Annotated in this window: 16 protein-coding genes; 15 read left to right on the forward strand and 1 reads right to left on the reverse strand. The window is 41.5% G+C overall.

The features are described 5' to 3' along the window. Positions 1-102: 102 nt before the first annotated feature. The 3 genes from U859_RS0119140 to U859_RS0119150 are packed head-to-tail and all read left to right on the forward strand — an operon-like array spanning position 103 to position 6,648. Positions 103-3,723, forward strand: a complete 3,621-nt coding sequence (locus U859_RS0119140) for a SusC/RagA family TonB-linked outer membrane protein (protein ID WP_025144931.1) — start codon at positions 103-105, stop codon at positions 3,721-3,723. A gap of 10 nt (positions 3,724-3,733) precedes the next feature. Next, positions 3,734-5,134 carry a RagB/SusD family nutrient uptake outer membrane protein gene (locus U859_RS0119145; RefSeq protein ID WP_162799996.1) on the forward strand — a complete coding sequence of 467 codons (1,401 nt, stop codon included), beginning with the start codon at positions 3,734-3,736 and terminating at the stop codon, positions 5,132-5,134. Positions 5,135-5,145: 11 nt separating this feature from the next. Next, the gene (locus U859_RS0119150; protein WP_084153112.1) at positions 5,146-6,648 is read left to right on the forward strand and encodes a TlpA family protein disulfide reductase; all 1,503 of its coding nucleotides are present in this window, start codon (positions 5,146-5,148) and stop codon (positions 6,646-6,648) included. A 36-nt stretch (positions 6,649-6,684) separates the two neighbouring features. On the opposite strand, the gene U859_RS0119155 is transcribed toward U859_RS0119150, so the two are convergent. Beyond that, positions 6,685-7,026: a hypothetical protein gene (locus tag U859_RS0119155; RefSeq protein ID WP_025144934.1), complete on the reverse strand. Its 342-nt coding sequence runs from the start codon at positions 7,024-7,026 to the stop codon at positions 6,685-6,687. Between the two features lie 291 nt (positions 7,027-7,317). Between U859_RS0119155 and U859_RS0119160 the strand changes: the two genes are divergently transcribed. The 12 genes from U859_RS0119160 to U859_RS0119220 all read left to right on the forward strand — a co-directional run bounded on the left by U859_RS0119160 (position 7,318) and on the right by U859_RS0119220 (position 23,320). Beyond that, positions 7,318-8,637, forward strand: coding sequence for a sensor histidine kinase (locus U859_RS0119160; RefSeq protein ID WP_162799997.1), 1,320 nt, complete (start codon positions 7,318-7,320; stop codon positions 8,635-8,637). Beyond that, on the forward strand, positions 8,634-9,341 hold the full coding sequence (locus tag U859_RS0119165) for a LytR/AlgR family response regulator transcription factor (RefSeq protein ID WP_025144936.1): 708 nt from the start codon (positions 8,634-8,636) through the stop codon (positions 9,339-9,341). The genes U859_RS0119160 and U859_RS0119165 overlap by 4 nt, the downstream gene beginning before the upstream one ends. Before the next feature lie 34 nt (positions 9,342-9,375). Beyond that, on the forward strand, positions 9,376-10,158 hold the full coding sequence (locus tag U859_RS0119170) for a hypothetical protein (protein WP_025144937.1): 783 nt from the start codon (positions 9,376-9,378) through the stop codon (positions 10,156-10,158). 306 nt (positions 10,159-10,464) lie between these two features. Next, positions 10,465-11,337 (forward strand): RteC domain-containing protein, encoded by an 873-nt coding sequence (locus tag U859_RS0119175; protein WP_025144938.1) that lies wholly within the window; start codon positions 10,465-10,467, stop codon positions 11,335-11,337. A gap of 367 nt (positions 11,338-11,704) precedes the next feature. Further along, on the forward strand, positions 11,705-12,154 hold the full coding sequence (locus U859_RS0119185; protein WP_162799998.1) for a hypothetical protein: 450 nt from the start codon (positions 11,705-11,707) through the stop codon (positions 12,152-12,154). 280 nt (positions 12,155-12,434) lie between these two features. Further along, the gene (locus U859_RS0119190) at positions 12,435-12,770 is read left to right on the forward strand and encodes a DUF4134 domain-containing protein (RefSeq protein WP_025144940.1); all 336 of its coding nucleotides are present in this window, start codon (positions 12,435-12,437) and stop codon (positions 12,768-12,770) included. Between the two features lie 5 nt (positions 12,771-12,775). Beyond that, positions 12,776-13,198 carry a hypothetical protein gene (locus U859_RS0119195; protein ID WP_162799999.1) on the forward strand — a complete coding sequence of 141 codons (423 nt, stop codon included), beginning with the start codon at positions 12,776-12,778 and terminating at the stop codon, positions 13,196-13,198. Between the two features lie 13 nt (positions 13,199-13,211). Beyond that, a complete protein-coding gene (locus tag U859_RS0119200) occupies positions 13,212-13,640 on the forward strand; it encodes a hypothetical protein (RefSeq protein ID WP_025144942.1) in 429 nt (142 codons plus the stop codon). A 35-nt stretch (positions 13,641-13,675) separates the two neighbouring features. Next, positions 13,676-19,228 carry a helicase-related protein gene (locus tag U859_RS0119205; RefSeq protein WP_025144943.1) on the forward strand — a complete coding sequence of 1,851 codons (5,553 nt, stop codon included), beginning with the start codon at positions 13,676-13,678 and terminating at the stop codon, positions 19,226-19,228. A gap of 3 nt (positions 19,229-19,231) precedes the next feature. Then, positions 19,232-19,555 carry a DUF4133 domain-containing protein gene (locus U859_RS0119210; RefSeq protein ID WP_025144944.1) on the forward strand — a complete coding sequence of 108 codons (324 nt, stop codon included), beginning with the start codon at positions 19,232-19,234 and terminating at the stop codon, positions 19,553-19,555. 17 nt (positions 19,556-19,572) lie between these two features. Then, positions 19,573-20,799 carry a hypothetical protein gene (locus U859_RS0119215; protein WP_025144945.1) on the forward strand — a complete coding sequence of 409 codons (1,227 nt, stop codon included), beginning with the start codon at positions 19,573-19,575 and terminating at the stop codon, positions 20,797-20,799. A gap of 34 nt (positions 20,800-20,833) precedes the next feature. Beyond that, positions 20,834-23,320: a TraG family conjugative transposon ATPase gene (locus U859_RS0119220; protein WP_025144946.1), complete on the forward strand. Its 2,487-nt coding sequence runs from the start codon at positions 20,834-20,836 to the stop codon at positions 23,318-23,320. Position 23,321: the final 1 nt, after the last annotated feature.

A 23,321-nucleotide genomic window follows, 5' to 3' on the forward strand; every position in this document is an offset into this window, starting at 1 on the left:
TGAAATAAAAAGCCGGCAACGAGTTGTAGACGGTGCCGGCAAATTTGGGGTTAATTCATGTCAGCGCGACCAACATTTTATCAACCAACCAAACCCAAAAGTATGAAATTTTACACATGCTTTCGCTATGCCTTTGGCAAAAAGCGGAAGCGTACCTGCACGGGCTTTACCGGTACCCAACCGGAAACCAAAAGCAGGTACCCAATTGCGATCATTATGCGGACAAACCTCGTCGTTTTTTTTCTCGCATTATTTTGTCTGAAGACCAGCGCTTCGGTATACGGTCAAAACATAACCCTATCCGTAAAAAATGCACCGCTTGAAAAGGTACTTTCGCTTATTGAAAAGCAAAGCGGCTATCTGTTTTGGTACGAAAAAGATATTTTAAAAGATGCCAAGCCTGTTGATTTGTCGCTTAATAATTCGACTTTAACACAAGCCATGGATGCGTGCCTCAAAGATCAGGATCTCATTTATGTGCTCAAAGGCAAAACAATTGTTGTAAAAGTAAAAGTCCAGTCGCGTAAAAGCAATAGAAATAATGAAAAAGCTTTTCCCATTACCGGTCAGGTACAGAATGAAAAAGGTCAACCCATCCCTGCGGTTACTGTGCGACTTAAAGGTACAGACCAGGTAACAATAACTGATAAAGACGGAAGGTTTCAGATCGAAGTGCCGGATGGAAGTGTCGTGCTCCAGTTCTCTTATGTAGGCTACGCCAATTTAGAGCAGCAGGTCGGTAGTAACACCACACTGCTCATTACGCTGAAAGAGGGTCAGGCACAGCTGGAAGAGGTGAGTGTTGTCAGTACGGGCTACCAGACCTTGCCTAAAGAGCGCGCAACGGGTTCCTTTGTACAGCTCGATAATACTTTGCTCAACCGAAGGATTTCCACAAATATCCTCGAACGTATTGACGGCATAGCACCCGGTGTTTATTTCAACGGGCAAGGCTCTTCTGTTTTAAGAAGCTCTGCTGCCTCATCAAGAAATCCGGGGTTAAACATTCGCGGACGAAGTACAATTCTGGCGGGTACCGATCCATTGATTGTCTTAGATAATTTTCCCTATGAGGGCGAGATCAGCAATATCAATCCCAATGACATAGAAAGTATTACCATTTTAAAAGATGCAGCTGCTGCTTCTATCTGGGGTGCCCGTGCCGGCAATGGGGTAATTGTCATTACCACCAAAAAAGGGAAGCTGAATCAAAAAATGCAGGTAGAGCTGAATACCAATGTGACCATCGGAAACAAGCCTGATTTATTTTATGATAAAAATTACCTTTCTGCTCCTGAATATATCGAAGTGGAAAAAATCTTATTTAATGCAGGTTTTTTCAATGCGGACATTACCAATACAACTGCCCAGACACCTGTATCGCCAGTGATAGACATCCTTACGCAACAAAGATCGGGAGCAATAACAAGTACTGAAGCGGAGCGGCAACTGGATCTTTTGAAAAATATTGATGTGCGCAATGACTACGAGAAATATGTTTATCAAAAGTCAGTCAACCAGCAGTATTCCCTTGGCCTCAGAGGTGGAACAAAGGAATTCACTTATGCCGTTTCTATTGGGAAGGATGATAACCGAAGCAATGAGGTGCGAAATGGATTTAACCGGACTACAATAAATATATTCAATACTTACCGGCCAATAAAGAATCTGGAAATCACTGGTGGTTTGAATTATAGTATCAACAACATTTTAAATAACAACCTAGCCAACCGGTATGGAAGCGATTATGGGATTGGTGGCAAATACCAGAACATTTATCCCTACGCACAGTTTGCCGGTCCTGACGGCAATGCGTTACCGATCGTAAAGGGCTTTAAACCGTCCTACCTGCAAACCACATTGCAACAAGGCTTTTTGGATTGGAATTACAGGCCATTGGACGAGATCAAAAACGGAAACAATACTACTAAAATTACCGATGTGCTTTTTAAAGTCGGCGCTAAATACCAGATCATACCCCAATTAAGTACGGAGATAAATTATCAAAATGAAAAGGAAACGATTAAAAATACAGACTTTAGAAGTAAAGACACCTACTATACCCGGGACCTGATCAACCGTTATAGCCAATATACCCCATCATCTAATACATTCAATTACATTTTCCCTGTGGGGGATATTTTGACCATTGGTAATAGTGAGCTGAGTACTTATAACCTACGTGCTCAGCTGAATTATAACCAAACAATAAAGGATCACCAGGTTAATGCTCTCGCCGGGGCAGAGATCAGGGAGGTATCTTCAGAAGGAATCTCAAGGACATCCTATGGGTACAACGACCAGTTTGGTACAGCCGTTACAAATCTGAATTACAATACATCCTATGCGGTTAATCCATCCGGGACCAATATGATCACTAGCCCTGACGGAAGCGTATCCGGCGCCACATTACGCTATCTCTCTCATTTTGCAAATGTTGGATATAGTTACAAAAGCCGTTACACCCTGAACCTGAGTGGACGCAAAGACGGCTCGAACATTTTCGGAGCAAATACCAATGATAAAATTACACCCCTGTGGTCAACAGGATTAGGTTGGGATATAAGCAAAGAGCATTTTTATAAGGTGGCTTGGTTACCTTATTTAAAATTGCGGGCTACTTACGGATTTAATGGTAATGTTTACAATGGAAGCGCCTATCTGACCGGAACGTATACGACGGCCCTGATAACTGGCGCCCGCAGGCTGGCAATTACCACTGCACCAAATCCGGAACTAAGATGGGAGAAGGTAGAGAATTTGAATTTAGGCCTTGACTTTTCCGCCTTCCAAAACAGAATTTCCGGCTCTCTGGAATTATTCAAAAAAGAGGGTAAGGATTTATTGCAAAGAACTCCCCTGGCTCCGCAAACGGGCTTTACCAATTTTACCAGTAATGCGGCGGCGACAAGAACCTTAGGCTATGATCTGACTTTGCAAAGCCAAAATATCCGCGGGCATTTTAGCTGGTCATCAACGCTTTTATTAAGCGGTATCACGGATAAGTTGTTGCGTTATGATGTACTGCAAACTTCAAGTACGATGCAGACCGGACTTGGAATTGTAGGAAAGTCATTGTTTAGTCTATTCAGTTATCAATGGGCAGGATTAGATCCCACTAGTGGTGATCCCCAGGGTTATTTGAATGGTAAGGTAAGTAAGGATTATGCAGGTATAATCCGGAACTTTAATCCGGACAGCTTAAAATACAATGGCTCCTACAGGCCGGGCATGTTCGGGAGCTTACGGAACGACTTTTATTATAAAGGCTTTGGACTATCTCTTAACATCAGTTACAAGCTGAATTATTATTTTAGAAAGCCATCAACCACGCTAAACTATCAGGATGTCCTGGGGAGCAATGCCAGTAGTGATTTCAGTCAAAGATGGAAGCAGCCCGGAGATGAATTAATTACCTCAGTACCTTCTTTGGTATATCCAAACAACAGCAACCGCAATACGTTCTACCAATTTTCAGACGCACTCGTTGAAAAGGGAGATCATATACGCCTGCAAGATGTCAGGTTAAGCTATGACTTTACCAGTTCTGTGCTCAAAAGTAAAGTGATCCGGGCGCTGCAACTGTATGCCTATGCTAATAACATCGGGATTATCTGGAGGGCAAACAAGGAGGGCATCGATCCGGATAAAATAGGCTCAAATGTTACGCATACCCTACCTAATCCATTTACAATTGCATTCGGTGTTAATACAAACTTCTAATAAAATAATTATGAAAAGATTTACAATGAAATTCTTTACTGCCTTGGCAGTTTTAATAATAATGCTCCCTCATTTCAATTGTAAGAAACAGGATGAATGGCTAGATGTAAAACGGAACAAAGCCGACGTTGTGCCTCAAACACTTGCAGACTTCCAGGCTATCCTGGACAACACAACTACTTTGACTAGCGTTTTTAATCTTGCTGGAGCCGTTGGAACGGATGACATATATATAAACGATGTGAATTTGGCGGCAGCTCCAGAAGAAGAAAAGAATTTGTACCAATGGAAACAGTCCATTTGGAGTACAAATGTTAGTCAGGGATGGAATAATTTTTATACTATTGTCGAATATGCAAACATAGTTCTGGATGGACTTGGAAAACTTAAATCCGGCTCCAATGAATATAATTTCATTAAAGGTCAGGCATTGTTTTGGCGAGCTTACGCATTTTATTATCTGGCTCAGACCTTTGCAAAACCGTATTCCCTTAACAACGCATCAAATGACCTGGGAATACCATTACGCATAACCTCTGATGTGAATGTAATCTACGGCCGCGCAACCGTTCAGGATACCTACAATCAGATTATAGATGATGTGTCGCAGGCTATAACGTTGCTTCCAAGTGTTGCGAAGTATCAAACCCGGCCAATAAAATCGGCGGCAATGATTTTGGTAGCAAGAATATTGTTGAATATGGACAATTTTGAAATGGCATCAAAATATGCTGATCAGGCGATCCGGGAATCAGGGGTACTCTTAGACTTTAATAATGGCGTTGTAAACTTAAATACCACCTACAGATTTCCAGCTAATGGATTAGGTAATCCTGAAGTATTATTCCTGGCATTTGGTAATGGATATGTTTCTATACTGCCAACTACCTTAAATACTGGTTTTGTTGACCAGGAACTCTACAACAGTTATGATAATAATGATCTGAGGAAAATATTTTTTTATGCTAAAGATACATCCACCGGATTATGGAAGATCCGGGGAACTTATTCTGGAAGTAGCGTAGCATTTAGTGGAATATCCATTAACGAAGCTTATTTAATACGTGCGGAGTGTTATGCGCGATCAGGTAAGACATCTGAAGCGATGCAGGATATAAACACGCTTTTGGTAAACAGGTTTAAAACCGGGACTTTCAAACTGCTGACTGCCCAAAGTGCAGACGTTGCATTACAAATTGTCCTTGCAGAAAGAAGAAAAGAGCTCGCCTTTACCGGGATTTTCAGATGGGAAGATTTGAGGAGATTAAATAAAGATCCAAAATTTGCAAAAACGTTATTTAGAACAATAAATGGACAGACCTTTTCTTTGCCTCCAAATGACCCGAAATATACCTTGCCTATTCCGGACAGTGAAATTCAAATTACCGGTATTCAACAAAACAATAGATAAATATATTGCGCATGAAAAAGTTAAAAATAAAACAATCCATATACGTGATTATAGTTTTGCTGTCCAGCGTCCAAATGATGCTCGCAAAGCCAAATTATATAATGAATACCCCATCAAAACGAATCCAGTCAAAGGTGTCCTTTCAATTATCCATCCGTTGTAAAAATGCAACGGAAAATGATACGTTGATTCTGGTTGTCGGCCCGAAAAGTTTAGATAATAGGAATGCCTTTGGTGTTGTACAATACAAAAGTACATTGAGCGAAAACGGAACTTTTGATTTCAAAGTCACTACCGACGATACATTTGGTTATTGGGATCTGCACAAAGCAAATGCAAAGGGACGCGAGGTAAACTTTAAGACTTTAACTATACCTTTTATGTGGGAACAGGGGGATTCGATTTTAATGGAGTTAGATACTTTTGGTAAAATGATCGGGCGAAATGTACAGGCTAAATTTTATGGCAAAGGACGTGAAAAATATGAGTGTCGTCAAAAGGTTTTCACATTTTTGCCACCAAAACAGGTTTTGGACACTATTATTCATCCCACTTTCAATTCCCCTAATAAAACGATCATAAATGCCAGGCTGAAGGTCCTTGAAGATAATTCTATTGGAATGTCTTCCCTTTCAAGACGAATTTTAACGGCCGATGCATGCTTTGTTAATGCATTTGGAATTTATGCATCTTTTAGAGACAGTATAGCAGGAAAAAAATTGGATGACCAAATCATAGAGTCTTTGATCAATAAGTCGAAGGACATTTATGCTACAAATTACATACTGCCATTTGACACAACGACTCTATCACTTAGCCCTGCTGCAATTAAATACCTTTTTTATGCACTGAAAACGGAGTCCAGGCTTAGATTTCGCGATGAGCGTGCGTCATGGATATATGGAGAGATAAAAAAAAGATATTCGGGAATCTTAAGGGACGAACTTATAGGTTATCAATTCGCCTTTGAAAAGGCGGATAATAGTGCCGACAGCATTTATAAAGATGCAAAGTACACCATCAGGTCAAAAAAGGTTTCTGCCTATCTGAGTTCTTTGCGAAATTTGTATCAGAGTAAACCTCTGGGAAACTATAATTTTGTTGATACTTCCGGTAGAGATTTTGATCTTTCCGTATTGAAAGGGAAAGTGATATTATTCGACATCTGGTTCACTGGCTGTAGTGCTTGTTCAATATATTATAATGATGTGTTGTCCAAAGTGGAGCAATATTTCAAAGGTGACAGTCAGGTGGTTTTTGTGACAATTTCCATTGATACATCAAGAAAGAGATGGGTGAAAAGTATCAATAGTGGTATTTATACGGATAGGGATAACCCATACAATTTTTACACCGGAGTGCTTAACCTGAATCATCCTTTCATTAAGAACAATAACATCACTGGTGCTCCTGCGGTTATATTGGCGGATTCAAATAACCGTATTGTTAAGGCAAATACAACGGATCTTTTTAAGATCCAAACACTGATCGAAGAAATCAAAAAAGCAAAATAGATGCTGGGGATATTTATTTCCCCAGCACCTTTATTACTACAATGCCGGCCGCAGCTCGTCAATAGTTACTCCGTTTTCGGAATCGACTTTATCCTGATCAATTCTCATTGTGCCGGAGAAATCATCGTCAGTTGTGATCTTACACGGATCTACAGTAGCCTGGCCACATTGCGGCGATGGCGTATTAGTCAATACATAATCGCTACCATCACGGCTTTGAATCCAATAGGTATGCGATTGTTTCGCTTTAACAGACGTTTCTACAGGCGCTTCACTTTTAGCGTCTTTAGTTTCGACTTTAGGAGTTCCTGCCATGGCGGTGGAAGAACATGCAGCAACCAATACGGCCGCGCTGAGCACTAATTTAAAACGTTTCATCTTGATGCGTTTTAGATTTGGAGGATTTTGGTTTAGATAAGATTAGGTCCAAAGAAGCATTGAAACAGTACGGCGAATAGAACAGTGTAGTCTTACATAGAACCAAGCATCATTCACCAAACATCAATGAAAATAAGGTTTACTTTTAAATACCTTAAAAACCGAAAGGTTTTAACCTGCTTATTTTTAGATAAACATGAAATAGCTATCTGATTAGGTTTTAACTTTATGGAGATCTTAAGCCGGTTGTTACCGGCTTAGAAGTATTAAGGGCAGTTAAAGCTTACCGTTGTGCTAACGGTATTTGTTGTTGTTGGATGCAAAGTGCTGGCTGCTGCATCATTCGCTTTATTACTTTTCTTGAAAATAAAGCTAGTCCTTTTAGTCAAGACAGGCTGGTGTGGTGTTGTTTTCGTGTTCATGGATTCCTGGTTTTTTCGGTTTAAATCATTTATCGTTTCTCTTTTAATAAAGGTAATGGCAACATTGCCCCGGTTCAAAATTTATTATGTGAAAGCATGCTTTCACGATGTGAAATACTCAAGAGTTATGGAAAACACCTATCAACCCAAAATTTTACCTAAGAATTTCCAGGTAATTGCCTGGCAGATCTTTGGAGTGATTGTATTCATCATTTGTGATGCAGGCAAAGTATTAATCAACGGTACCAGTGCTACAATTGGAATTTTTACCATTTTCTATGCTTTCGACATTTCCTATTTCTTTTTAGTTACCTGGATTTTCCTGCCTTGGGTATTGCGATTTTCAGTATCAAAAGGAATCAGAATTTGCATTGCGATATTTATTATTCCGGTTTATGCGATGGTTTTATTTATAGTAAACGAAATACTGGAATCCTGGATAAATGGCAAGTTTTCGATCAGATTAACGATAGATGATAGCTTAAGCTCTATAACCAGAAGCAGCTACATTTTCACGCTGGCATTATCATATTGGTATGCAAGATTTTACCGGGAAAAAGCAGATAGGTTGGTTGAAGTGGAGCAATTAAAGCGCGAATCGATGAGCCGGGAAAACAATCTTGAGATTGCTTTTTTACGGTCACAGGTAAATCCTCATCTACTTTATAATTCTTTAAATGCACTATACCTAAGAATCCACGAGGTAGCACCCAGAGAATCAGAATCTATATTTCAGCTGGCTGAAATCATGGCGTATGCAATGGTATCAGAAAAAGAATCAGATATGTCCACATTAAAACGGGAAGCTGAAAATATGGAAAACGTCATCAGCTTGCACAAGTTGATTCATAACGACGAACTTGAAATTTCTTTTATTGCTGACCAAGCTACCGATCATCTAGAAGTTAATATTCCCTCAATGTTATTTGTCGATTTTATAACAAATATTTTTAAGTATGGTGATCTTAAGGATTCGAGCCGTCCTGCGCTAGTGCGATTTGGCTATGCTGATCAGCAAATTTATTTTATGTCCAGCAATAAAGTAAATAGGAGTGTGCGTAAGCAAGGTAAAAATTCAGGGCACGACAATATTACCAAGCGACTGGATAAATATTTTCCAGGCAAACATTCAATCAATTTTGGGATCCAGGATAATGAATACTTTGTTGAGGTAAGAATCATGATATGATAAACATTGGAATTTACATTGTTGATGATAGTGAAGCTGCCATTTCGCTTCTTTCCCTATATATAAAAAATACGCCAGGAACCCATCTTGTAGGTTCCCAAACACATCCCGAAATAGCTTTAGAAGAAATACTTTCGAGAAAAATCAAACCTGATCTAGTCTTTTTAGATATTGAAATGCCAGTCTTGAAAGGTACAGAGATGGCAAATGAATTAAAAAACATTACTTTAATTGTGTTCGTTACCGCGCACAAAGATCATGGTCCTGAAGCCTATGAACATGGGGTTGTCGATTATGTTATGAAACCATTCGGCTATGAAAGGTTCCTAAAGGCCATAAATCGTGTACGTGTTAAATTGGAAGAGCAGGAAAAGGGAAAAAAACAATTCCTAATTATTCCTGGTGATGGAAGAGCCTCGTCCTTTCAAATACCGAAAGCAGAGGTCAGGTATATAAAAGGGTCATCAAATTATGTTGAAGTATATACCGAAAGCAGGAAATATTTAAGCTTCATACTTTTAAAAGAAATAGATAAGCTGCTGATTGACGACCGGCAGTTCATAAGGGTGCAAAAGTCTTACATTATAAATCTGGATTTTATGGAGCGATATGATACTTTGCATATCTACATTGGTGGCGGCAAGCTGATTGGCATTGGGAAAATTTACAAGGTGGAATTTTTAAATAGGGTTAAACAAAGATAGATGAGCATTCTAGATTATCATTAAATTTTAAGTAATGAAATTATTTACCATTTTCATAAGTAAGGCACATAACAAAAAGTATTACCCTTCACGGTTTAGCAGATTCCTTTTTTCTTTACTCGTTTCATTAACCGTATTGGATTTCGACTCGATAGCGACCGGAAAAAACTTTGCTGAAAATAATTACTGGCTTGGAAAAGGGCTTACCACTTTCCTAACATTTTTAGTGCTGGAGTATATTTACCAGATTCATATATGGTGCACGAAACATTATGGAATAGAAGCCAATAACTTGAAAGTCGGAATACATCAATTTTTTCTTGGTGTGGTTGCGCCACGGATTTTGATATGGCAAATTACGGGGCTGTTTGGTATTACTTATGGTAATTTTTGGGAAGGACATTTGAGTCAAGGCAAAATCTCGGTGGCGTTAATCAATGAGACGCTGGTCATTTTCAACATTATTCTATTCTTGTGCTATCTCATCGTTACACCGCGTTTGAAAAATACCAAGTATAAAAATAACCTGCCAATTCTCGTTTGGCAGCATGAAATTTTGATGCAGGTTAATTTAAATGAGGTATTATGCATTATTGATATGGTTGGGACGAACGTTTTGATTACCAAAACTATGGCATATTATAACCCATTAATTAATGATTCTCTTCGGGAGTTTTTTAAAACTCTTCCTAATGACCAGTTCGAATTGCGTAATAAAGGAATATTTCAGAAAGGTGTCAGTTCTATTGAAGAAGAAGCCATAGAAGATTATGTTTTCTTTGTCTTAAGTGAGCATATAAGACACTTCAGAAAGTAGCGGTTTGAATTTAAGGTATTAGCCTGTAACTTATTCCAGGTTTACATCCTGTTGCATAAAAACCGTAAGCGAATCTGCTCGATAAACTTACAATTTTCCACATATCACCGACAGATATACATCTACTCTATCCAAAGATTCCAATTTAAAATAATTTGCATCGGTTGGTTTTTTATACTTCATCATTTCACGAAGTATTTCACCCTCTACTTTACCTACTTCATGATATAAAGGCCCTTGGACGCTATCCTATGGGGTCTATTCCAATGTAGTTTCGTTCAGTCAATTATAACTGATCATATAAACATGGAATCAATCCAGGCACCAAACACCACAAATATGGACAAGTTTTCGAGAGCGCTGTTAACGAAAATGGATACCGAACTGCAAAGGATCTTTATTGAAACGGAAAATCACTTGCAACAGGCCGAACAGTCATTTTATCTTATGGATAGTATCTTGAAAAAACTTAAGGAATTTTTCATAACCTATAAATTTCAGGATGAAAAGGAAGAGATCATTTTTTTTAAGGAGATAAAGCCGATGTTTCTGCGTGAGTTAATTTTTTACAATGAACTTTACGAAACGGAAGCCCATAAGCCGATCGGATCCGAAGAGGAGCTGAAGCATTATTATATTAAAATCCTTGAAGCTAAAGCAACCTATTTTGACCGTAATAAGCATGTTTATAATTATTACCGTAGAGGTATCAGCAATCTTGATGAACTGTGGTTTCTCCGTAAAAACCTTCATGCTTCTGAAGTTCCTGTCTATATGCTGGATATGGACCTGACCTTTACAACGCCTAAAAGCTTTATTCTATCAAAGCTGCAGGCTTACGAAAAATTGTGCGCTCACCTGAATCAGCAGATTAATCCTCCAATAGCTACCAATATCCAAAATCAAACTTCATTTTCTAACAAAAACCAATTAACCTGGACTGATACCAAGTCGGCATTGATCGAATTGGCATATGCCCTGCAGGCAAGGGGTGCTATCAACTTTGGTAAAGGCGATGTGATCCAGGTAGTAAATGTTCTTGAAGCTGCTTTTAATGTGAACGTGGGGAATCCATACCGTGTGTTTCACGGAATGTTGATCCGGAAAAAGAGCCGGCATCCTTTCCTTGATGATCTCACAGTATCGCTAGATAGAATGCTGGACCAAAAAGATGAATAATTTAGTCAGACTTTTGTTGTTCCTATTAAGCCGCCTGTTCAAGGCGGTTTTTTTTGTGCCCAAAATTTATCCTGTTGCAAGATAATTTACGAATTATTAGCAGTATAAAAAGGCTTTCAACCTTTACCAAAATTGTAAAGCTAAACCGGTAAAATGAGTTATTTACAATCGGTCTGCTAGCTCTCAGATAAGATTAACAAAGGTTATCCTTCCGGCCTGCTCGTCAACCACCAAATTTTTATAAAAATCTTCCGAAAAATAAATCTGGACAACCTTGGTACAGGTTGTAAAAGATGCCTTCCAATCTGCTGCACTTTTGCTATCGTAAACAACGGGAATAAACCCGGTCATTTATAAACCAAAAGATATGAAAATGTTCGAAGCAATAACCTGGAAGCAATATGGGACGGCGGTAATAATAGCTGTTCTGGTTTATTACGCATTGATCGGCCTGCTCTATTACAGGAAAAAGATCATAAACAATTTAACTGGTAGAAGAAATAAACAAGCCGACCGCGTAGAAGAGCAAACCCATGAAGATGACCGTGGGCAGGATATTGATCCTTTTGAAGAACTGGAAGAAATCATAGACGATATAAAAGAGCGCATCCTGGAGCAGGCAGGAAAAGAAATCAGCAAGGACGAACTGCTGGAGCAGCTTAGTCAACGACTGGACAACTATAGCGGGTTACGCAGACCTGCCTACAGGATCGCTCTTAATAATTTCATTATACAACATGCGGAAAGTATTTGCGGGGTAACGTTCAGTGAGGAAGAATTGGATAAGCGGTGGAGAGCGTTGCCCCGTTTTGTATAAAACGCCAACACAAATTACAGCTGCTCGTTTCTGAGGGCTGTACAAAATAAAAACATACAGGAATTGCGGGCAGCCTTCAGCGGATGGAAATGGAGGATGTTGGGGAAGGTTTGCCCGCAAAGTTACCGCTGCCGGTGTGGTTGGTTTGATTTGAGGATGAGGTGGAAACCGGCAGCAACTTTCCCCGCTCCCTGGCGGGACAGCCGGGGAGCCATGGGAAAGGATTTGAGAAAAAGAAGGATAGCAAAAGCTATCAAGTGGAGCGATAAAATCATTGAAGATGGAAAAGGTGAAGCAGGGATTGATCAAGATCTCCCAAAGAGTAAAACCGGGTTTAATCACCCTTGTATTGGTTGCCGCAAGTATGTGTGCCACGGCCCAGGATGGAGTTGCCGGCATCAATGAAGCCAACCAAAAGGTACGTGGATATTTCGATTCAGGATGTAACCTGATGTATGCAATCGGTGCACTGCTTGGACTTATAGGAGCAGTAAAGGTATATCAGAAATGGAACGCCGGTGACCCGGATACCTCAAAGGTAGCCTCTGCATGGTTCGGTAGCTGCATTTTCCTGGTGGTGGTGGCAACGATCATCAAATCATTCTTCGGGATATAATGGGCATGGAAAAATATATGGGATATAAACCTGCCGGGCAGGTTGATCCCTTAGAACGGGAACTGCCCATTGTCGATATCAAGGGCACCGAGTTTTTTGTGGATATACAAAAGCATGAATTCCGCCAAGTGGATAACCCATACAACAGGATGACCCTTGGTGACATCGGAGAACAGGAAGGTTTAACCAGGTTCTTTTACGATACCGTTACAAAAAATATCTATCTGGGGAATTATAGCATCCATGCTCAATATCCTTCGACCGTAAGAGAGGTTTATGTTCCAGCCCTAAAAGTGCTGGACCCTGTGGGGCTGTCGCAGCGGCAGGGAACAACCTATACCGGGCAATTACTGCCGCCAAAAGTGCGTGAGTTAAAATGCCTGAAAATCCAGGGCATGAGAACAAAAAAGAAAGGCCAACGGCTCTAAAAAAAATACTGCTATGCTAAACATTCTTAAAGAAAAACTGAAGGCTTTTATCCTGATCAATAACCCGGACCTGCTCATAAGGCTGGAAGGTGATCTTACGACCGGTACTTATCTGGAAGACAAGGTAAGCCAGGTGATGCCCCTTGTGCTCAGGCTCATGGGAGAAGAGAAACCAGCTTACATCATCGAGGAGTTGGCACTTAACGAGATGACCGTCGCGCTAAAGCCCTCCCGGTATAACTACCTGCTTGAAATTCTTGAAACAGAATTCCAACAGGACTTTGAAAACTTCCGGGAAATAGGTGTGCTGCGGTATGAGGTGCTCAACCTCATTAAAAGCTGCAGCGAAACTTTCGAAGATTTTGATTTCAGTGAAGCAAATGAAGATAACCGGTTTCTACGCTATGCAGTGATCGGCAAAGTGCATGAGTATTTGAATTAAAGCAATGCCCGGGTGAGGCGGAAAAGGTGTGAACGATGGCATATAATACAGCAGATAAACTTTACGATAATATAGCGGCAATCCGGATAGCCCTGGATTACCGCGAAGGCCAGGTGCTGGATCAAAGCCAGATTGCCAACCTTAAAAAGTATTCAGGTTTTGGCGGAATAAAAAGTGTTCTGCTGGGGCCGGGCACCAGACCTGAGTGGACTTCACGTGGTGCAACGGATTCGGATTTTAGATATTACGGTGAAGTTGAAGTTTTGTATTCGCTGCTTAAGGATCATTTTGGAGAAGGTGAATTTAAAACTGTAGTTGCCTCCCTTAAGAACAGCATCCTTTCCGCCTTTTATACTCCGGAATTGATCCCCCAGACCATATTCAAGGTCTTAAAGGAAAATGGGATAGAACCTCGGCATATTTTGGAAACCAGCGCCGGAGCCGGTGTCTTTGTAACCGAAGCCGCGGCAAATTATCCGGATGCCAGGATCACCGCAATTGAAAAGGATTTATTAACAGGCAAGGTTTTACAAGCGCTCTGCAGTACTATCCCAAATGAAATAGAAGTGCATGTTACCGGGCTGGAGCAAACCGGTGCTGCTGATAATGGGAACTATGACCTGGTGATCAGTAATATTCCTTTCGGCAATTTCTCGGTTTATGATCCGGAGATCAGGAACCCCCAGCTGACGGGCAAAATCCATAATTACTTTTTTGCGAAGGGGCTGGATAAACTCGCCGATGGCGGTCTGCTGGCCTATATTACAACAAACGGCTTTTTAAACAGCCCATCCAACGAAGCTGCCCGGCAATTTTTATTTGACCATGCGGATTTCGTAAGTCTTATGGTCATGCCGGATAACCTGATGAAAGATACCGGAAATACCGAAGCGCCAAGCCATTTGCTGATCGTTCAAAAAAATGCTTCGAAGCAGGGGCTTTCTGCCAACGAGCAATTATTGGTTAGAACCGTTCAATCAGCAAACCAGTTCGGCGATTATAACCTGAATACTTATATAGCAAAACCGGGCAATGAGCACATTTATCTTGGTGAGGTTAGTCCTGGCTTTAATCAATATGGTAAGGCCCATGAAATGGTATGCCAATCCGGCTCTTTGGAGTTATTGCGGCAGCCCCTTCTGGAGCAGCTGAGTACTGATTTTTCTGTCAATTTCAAACAAAAGAATTTTCCTTCCTTAAAGGAGGCAAAAGAAATCAGTGCCCCGGGTAAAAAGCTCACCTTTTTGCCCGTACCGGAAACAAAACAGCTGGAAGCTCCCGTACAATTAGGGCTTTTTGAGGCAATGCCAGCTGATACGATCAACAGAGCATTTTCCTACCTGCAGGAAGAGGATCATAACTATATTCAAAAACAGAGCGTAAGGATCATCAGCACGGTAAAGACAACGGAACGCCCGGAGCATGAGAGCATATTGCTATTGACGGGCAAAACGGCTAAGGGAAATTATTATACCTATAAACTGTATTCCAACCTCGCAGAGATCGATTTATCCGCGCAGTGGATGAATGCTTCCCAGCTTGGATTTGAATTAAAGAAGCTTAACCAGGATCTTCAGCAATATGCTTATGATTATATCTATGAAGGGGACAAGAATTTTGAAGATGCATTAGGCATAGATCGTAGCGCCACAATTCCTTTCCAGGATATGAAGCCTTTTTATACGGAGGGAATGCTTGTCCTATCAGGCAGCCAGATCGGAAACCTGGTATTTGCAGACCGGGAAAAGGCAGAACCTTTATTTAAGCCGTTAGCTGAAAATGACCACCAGGATTTTTATAATCAGTACATCCAGACAAGAGATGTCTATCAGGAATTGTTTACTGTTGAAGCCGGAGGCGGTTCCCAGAACGAGGCGGATCAATTAAGGAAGCAATTGAACGAAAATTATGACCGGCTGGTAAAACAATATGGACAGCTCAATACTAAAAGCAACCAAAGACTTTTGCTGGCCGATGCAACTTTAGGTATTACCATGCTTTCTTCACTGGAGCGGCGCGAAAAAGACCAGTATATCAAATCCGATATTTTTTCGATAAACCTGAATAAACCGCAATCCAGTTTTGAAACAGAGGATGCTGTTGATGCGCTGGCACATTGCCTTAACGTAAAGGGCAAAGTTGATTTGGACTTTATTTCAGAATTGATCCATAAAAGTGAGGCTGAAACCATAGCAGAACTGGGGAACCATGTTTTTCAAAATCCGGTATTGGGTGTTTGGCAGACCGCTGATGCTTTTCTGAGTGGGAACGTTGTAGACCGATTGAAGAAAATACAGGGCCTGACACCTGATGCCGAAAATGCTTTACAATATCAAAAAAGCCTTGAAGCCCTTGAAAAGGCGCAGCCGGAAAATATCCCGTTTGAACTGTTGGACTTCAATCTGGGGGAAAGGTGGATACCGGTACGGTATTATGAAGAATTTGCAACGCAGCTTTTTGCCGTTGAAACAAAAATCAACTACCTGCCGTCCCTGGATGCATTCAAGGTAACGCCAGTTTCCCGTAATGCAAAGATCGAGCAGGAATATGCCATTGAGCCCAAAAACGGGCGGAAAGTATATGGATATACCCTGTTGGAAAATGCTCTGGAAAATACAGCGCCCTATTTTACTTATGAAACAACAATTGATGGTGAGAAGATCAGGCTTCCGGATAACGAGGCCACACAACTTGCCCACCAAAAAATTGAAAGCATCAGGACCGGTTTTATCAACTGGCTCCAGGAATTGCCAGCAGCAGAGCAGAAAAACCTCGAAAACCTATATAACGAAAAGTTCAACTGTTACCGGCTCCGGGAGTACAACGGAAGCCACCTGACTTTTCCCGGCCTGGACAGGCACGCACTGGGCATATCTGATTTGTATGACTCGCAAAAGGATGCTGCATGGCGTGTCGTACAGAACAAGGGTGGACTGATTGATCATGAAGTCGGCCTTGGTAAGACACTTACCATGATCATTGCTGCGCAGGAAATGAAAAGACTGGGCATTGTATCCAAACCGATGATCCTCGCGCTCAAAGCCAATGTGGACCAGATCCGGAATACTTACCGGCTGGCCTACCCTAATGCAAAGGTACTGGCACCCGATGAAAACGATTATGAGCCTTCTAAAAGGCTCAGGCTGTTTCACGAAATCAAAAACAATAACTGGGACTGTATTATACTGACCCATGATCAGTTTGGAAAAATTCCCCAGGCTGCCGAAGTGCAGCAGGAAATTCTATCCGCCGAAATGGATTGTGTCGAAATGGACATGGATACTCTTCGATCGCTCGACGGGGATATTTCCAAATCGATGCTAAAAGGACTGGAGATCAGGAAGAGCAATCTTGAAGGCAAGTTACGGGACATACAGCACAGGATAGCGGACCGGAAAGATGAGGGTATAGATTTTCGCCAGACTGGCATTGATCATTTATTCATTGATGAATCCCACAAATTCAAGAACCTGACGTTTACCACCAGGCATAACCGGGTCGCCGGGCTTGGCAATGTAGAGGGCAGTCAGAAGGCGCTCAATATGCTTTTTGCCGTGCGCACGCTGCAACAAAAGTTTGATTCCGATCTCTGTGTTACCTTCTTAAGCGGTACACCGATCTCCAATAGCCTGACCGAGCTGTACCTTATTTTCAAATACCTGCGTCCGAAAGAAATGGCCCGGCAGGGCATTGAAAACTTCGATGGCTGGGCGGCGGTATTTGCCCGTAAAACCACGGACTTTGAATTTTCTGTTACTAACCAGATCATTGCTAAAGAGCGGTTCCGCCATTTTATCAAGGTTCCGGAGCTGGCTATGTTTTATAATGAGATCACGGATTATAAGACAGCACAACATATAAGCCTGGATAAACCTGCCCTGGATGAGGTGCTTGTCAATATAAAACCTACACCCGACCAGCAGGATTTTATAAAGCGCTTAATGGTATTTGCCAAAAACGGTGATGCAACTGTTTTGGGCAGGCCCAAGCTTTCATCTTCGGAAGATAAGGCAAGGATGCTTATTGCTACCAACTATGCAAAAAAAATGTCTGCGGATCTTCGGCTGGTGCATCCCCACCGGTATGGCGATCACCCGGATAATAAGGTAAATGTATGTGCCAGGAATGTTGCCGAATGGTATGCCAAAAGCCAGGTCCATAAAGGAACCCAGATTGTATTTTCTGATATCGGAACACCGAAGCCCGGCCAGTTCAATATCTATGACGCTTTAAAGGATAAGCTGGTTAAGGATTTTAATATACCTGCAAAGGAAATCACCTTTATCCATAACTGGTCAGAGAAAAGGAAACCTGAGCTGTTCCGAAAAATGAACAGGGGCGAGATCCGTATCCTGATCGGAAGCACGGAGAAGGCAGGGACCGGCTTGAATGTACAAGAACGTATCGTAGCCATGCACCATATGGATATTCCCTGGAAACCATCAGAGCTGGAGCAGCGCAACGGCCGGGGAGCAAGGCAGGGCAACAGGATTGCTAAGAATTTTTACGGCAATAAGGTCATGAACTATATCTATGCCGTGGAACAGAGCCTGGATAATTATAAGTTCAACCTGCTAAAGAACAAACAGCTTTTTATTTCACAGATGAAGAACAGCGAGCTGAATGTAAGGAGCATCGATGAAGGCTCTATGGATGAAAAGAGCGGAATGAATTTTTCGGAATATATAGCTATTCTTTCCGGCGACACTTCCTTGTTGGAGAAAAGCAAGCTGGAGAAAAAAGTAGCTGTTATGGAAAGCCTTAAAACTGCTCATTTCAGGGATGTTTCCCGGTCACGCTATCAGATAGATTTTCTAATGCAGGAGCAGGAGAAAAATGCGAGGACTCTCGAGTTGCTTACTGCCGATGAGGTACAATACAAAAAGGCACTTCAATTCGATAAAGATGGTATAAAGCTCAACCCGGTCCGGATCATCGGGGTAAAAAGCACTGAATCCGAAGATATCGGCAAGCAGGTCTTGCGGCTGTATCAGCAATTCGGAATTCTTGAGGTAGATGTCGCAACGAAGATCGAAAAAATAGGCACCCTATATGGCTTTGACCTGATTATTAAAAGGGAAAATACTTATGGTAAATACGAAAATTCACTGTATGCAGAAAACCCCAAATCCGGTATCAAATACACCTATAATTACGGTATACCTAATTTGGATAATCCAAAGCTGGCAGCCCGTTATTTTCTCAATGCGATTGACAGGGTAAGTAATATTAAAGAGCAATACCAAAAGAAAATTGACGATGCTGAGCGCAATCTTCCGATGCTAGAGGAAATCGTTGCTAAGCCTTTTGAAAGAGAAGATGAGCTCAAAGAAATGAAAGCCCAGCTGCTTGTACTTTCCAAAGAAATTGAAGAAAATATAAGGGAGAAACAAAAAGCAGATGCAATGGTGAAAGTTGACGATAATCTGGCGCCAATTGATGTAGAAGCTGTATGGGATGAAGGGTTGGAAATTGGGCCCGGCGTGTTTCTACCAGTTATGGATTATCAACTTGATGAAGAGTTGGAATTTGAACAGGAACAGGTTCCGGCAATTAAAAACGAAAGAAAAGTAAAACTAAAATTATAGCCGATGGCCAGTGTATATGCGATCAATAAAGGGATCAACAAAAGTATCGAGTTTAAAGGGCTTAAGGCTCAATATATATGGTATCTGGGTGCCGGAATCCTTGGGCTGCTGGTTCTCTTTGCCACGCTTTACATTATTGGCGTCAACCAGTATATCTGTATTGCGATCATCCTGACCGCCGGGTCTGGACTGGTTTATAAAGTTTACGGAATGAGCAATAAATACGGCGAGCATGGGATGATGAAGCTTATGGCATCCCGTAGCATACCCAAAGTAGTGAAGTGTAACAGTAGAAAGGTTTTTAGGAAACCGGCGAATAAAAGATAAAGTAATTTTTTGTGAGGATGGAACGTGAAAAGGTAAAAGTTGATATAGCAGGAACGGTGTACCTGGTAGATTTGAAAAACCAGCTATTGCACCCGGTTGAAGAAGGTCTTAAGATTGTGGATCTCAAAGATTGTAGGATTATGATGGATGATGAATGGGAGTATGTTGGACATTATGATCTCGAAAAACGGGAGCAGGTTGTTTTTCCGGACAATACGGTAAATCTTCCACCGGAACATATTGTAGAATTTGTACTTCCGGCTTACCGCGATCTGGATGAAGTGGCCTGGCAGCAACTCCATGGAGATAATGGTGACCCTGAGAATATCGACCCGGGTATAACGTATCATGTAGCACAAATTATCCCCATTGAAAGCTCTATCCTGGGACTTGATATTGCCGAAAATAATATTTCGGACTCCATTAATCAGCTTCCGAGAACATTGCCCAGGATCAATATAGAAAGAACAGAATTTATCGTGGATGTGATGAAGGAAGAAATCCGGCAAGCCTACAAACCCAATAATTCAATCCAGTATAGCGAAATGTATTATAGGGGAAGCCATTATATTCTGGATTTTGATTTAGATACAAAAAATATCGAAAGCGACGATAGTGATAATGTAAAGGAAGTAAAAATTCCTTCAATGGGTGATTCTGACCCGGTAGGCATGTCCCTGAAGACCGGGAAGACAATAGAAGAAATAAAGGATAAAACCGATTTTGAGTTAATAGTAAACAGGGATGCGTTAGCGCAGCGGCTTAGTGGAATTCTTCCGGTCATTGAGATTAAGGGCCATCCTTTTTATGTTGATTTAAAAATGGATGCCCTGCGTCCAAAAGATGATTTCCTTTCTGAAGGAATAAAGTTCCCCGATATAGCGTATGACAGCACCGCGGATGGGAAGTACTATTGGGTTTCTTATGATCCTGTAAATCATGAATACCGTGAGCTTGATCTAAGGGAAATCATAGAGTTACCTAACAATATTGTCATTATCGAGATCCCCATGGAAGAGTACCTTGATCCGGTGGGATACGCAAGGATGGGTGGTTGGGATTTGGAGGAAACAATAATGCGTTATGGACTCACGCAACATTCAATTGCCAGGGAAGTACCCTGGTCTGAAACTTCAATCCCGGAAATTATCGAGTTTAACCGGAAAGAGAAAAAGCTGGATATAGATATAGAACAAGAAAAACTGCCTGCTAAAGAAAAGAAAAATAAGGGGCCAAAATTATAAGGTCCAAAAAGAAAATCATTTAAGGAATTGTGAGATGGAAAAGTGGATTGATGATTTAATGCCCATGATGGGCATCGAGCACGATTGTGTGCTCAGCAAACAGGGAGATATCACGGTAGGCTTTAAAGTTGAGCTGCCGGAACTATTTTCCTTATCGAATGGTGAATATGAGGCGTTCCACCAGGCGTGGGTAAAAGCCATCAAGGTATTACCTAAACACAGCATACTGCATAAACAGGACTGGTTTATAGACGCCAAATTCAAACCCGATTTTAAAAAAGAAGACACCAGCTTTCTATCCAGGAGCAGTGACCGCTTTTTTAACGAGCGCCCTTACCTTGATCACAGCTGTTATATCTTCCTGACCAAAAAACCGGCAGGCCGTAAAAACGGCAGCTCGTTGTTTTCAAACCTGCTGCGCCGGAGCATCGTTCCTGAGCAGACGCTTAAGGCTGCCATGCTTCAGGATTTTTTGGATGCCTGCGGACAGTTCCGGCAGATCATGCAGGATAGCGGTTTTGTGGAAATGAAACGGCTGAAGGATGCCGATTTTTACAGCGATGAACGGACAATGGGCATTATTGAACGGTATTGCTTTCTTGCTGAAGAAACAGATCAATTTATTGTTAAGGATACCCAGTTCAATAAAGGTGACATACAGGTGGGTGACCAACATTGCCAGCTATATACCTTGGGAGACGCAGCAGATCTTCCTGCCCTTTGCGGCAGCAGGATCAACTACGATAAATACAGTACGGATAAGACAAAATTCTCCGTTGGCTTTGCCAGTCCGCTCGGGCAGCTTTTGCCCTGCAACCACATTTACAATCAATATGTATTTATTGATGATGCCCAGAAAACCATCAAAAAACTGGAAAGCAAAAGATTAAGGCTTCAGTCTTTATCTGCTTACAGCCGGGAAAATAGTATATCCCGGGATGCAACAAATGATTTTTTAAACGAGGCCATAGGAGAACAAAGGCTTCCGGTAAAAGCGCATTTCAATATCCTGGTCTGGACCAAAGACAAAGACCAGCTGAAAGACCTGAAAAACCAGGTCAGCTCGGCACTTGCCAAAATGGATGCCGTTGCCAAACAGGAAACTGCAGGTGCAGCGCAGATATTCTGGGCTGGCATACCCGGGAACGAAGCCGATTTTCCGATGAACGATTCCTTTGATACGTTTACCGAACAGGCTACCTGCTTTTTCAATCAGGAAACCGGTTCCCGTACATCACTCAGTCCTGTAGGCATTCGCTTAGGGGACAGGCCTACCGGAAAACCTGTACATGTGGATATTAGTGATGAACCGATGCTCCGGGGAATCACCACGAACAGGAATAAATTTCTGATTGGCCCCAGTGGCTCCGGGAAATCATTTTGGACAAACCATTTTTGCAGGAGCTATTACGAACAGGGTACCCATATTGTTATTGTAGATGTCGGTCATAGCTATAAAGGACTCTGTGATTTGGTAGGGGGCTATTATTTCACCTATTCTGAAGATAACCCTATAAAATTTAATCCGTTTTTTATTGGTGAGGGTGACAGCCTGGATACCGAAACAAAAGAAAGTATCAAGACCTTACTTGTCGCGCTTTGGAAAAGTGAGGACGAGGCTTTCAAAAGGAGTGAATATGTAGCGCTCAGTAATGCCATCCAGCTTTACTACGAAAAGCTGGATCATAATGCGGACCTGTTTCCGGGATTCGATACCTTCTATGAGTTCCTGAAAGAAGACTTTGTTCCGGCGCTGGAAAAAGACGGCGTAAAAGAGAAAGATTTTGATGTAAATAATTTCCTTTATGTCCTCCGCCCTTATTACAAAGGAGGTGAGTTTGATTATTTGCTCAACGCAAAAGAGAATCTGAACCTGTTACAGGAGCGCCTGGTAATATTTGAAATTGATGCGATAAAGGAGCACAAAATTCTTTTTCCGGTCTGTACGATTATCATAATGCAGGTCTTCATTAACAAGATGAGGAAGCTGAAAGGTGTACGCAAGCTGATCCTTATCGAAGAGGCCTGGAAGGCTTTGATGAAGGAGGGGTTTGCAGAATATATAAAATACCTTTTTAAAACGGTCCGGAAGTTCTTTGGGGAAGCAATGGTAGTCACTCAGGATATAGAAGATATAATTTCTTCTCCTGTAGTTAAGCAGGCTATCATTAATAATTCAGATTGTAAGATCCTGCTCGATCAAAGCAAGTACCAGAATAAGTTCGACCAGATACAGGAGCTGCTCGGCTTGACCGATAAGGAAAAGGCGCTGGTTCTTTCTGTAAATAAGGCCAACGATCCCCGTCTGAAATATAAAGAAGTCTTCATCAGCCTTGCCGGTATTCAAAGCAGGGTCTACCGCACCGAAGTTTCTCCTGAAGAGTATTATGCTTATTCAACAGAAGAGAAAGAAAAGGTATTGGTAGCGCAGTACACTAAGAAATATGGAAGTATTCAAAAAGGTATAGCAGCGTTGGTCGCTGATATGAAAACGCAAAAACCATTATTCACTCAAATTTAAT

The organism is Pedobacter jeongneungensis (genome assembly GCF_000633455.1).
Lineage (GTDB): Bacteria > Bacteroidota > Bacteroidia > Sphingobacteriales > Sphingobacteriaceae > Pedobacter > Pedobacter jeongneungensis_A.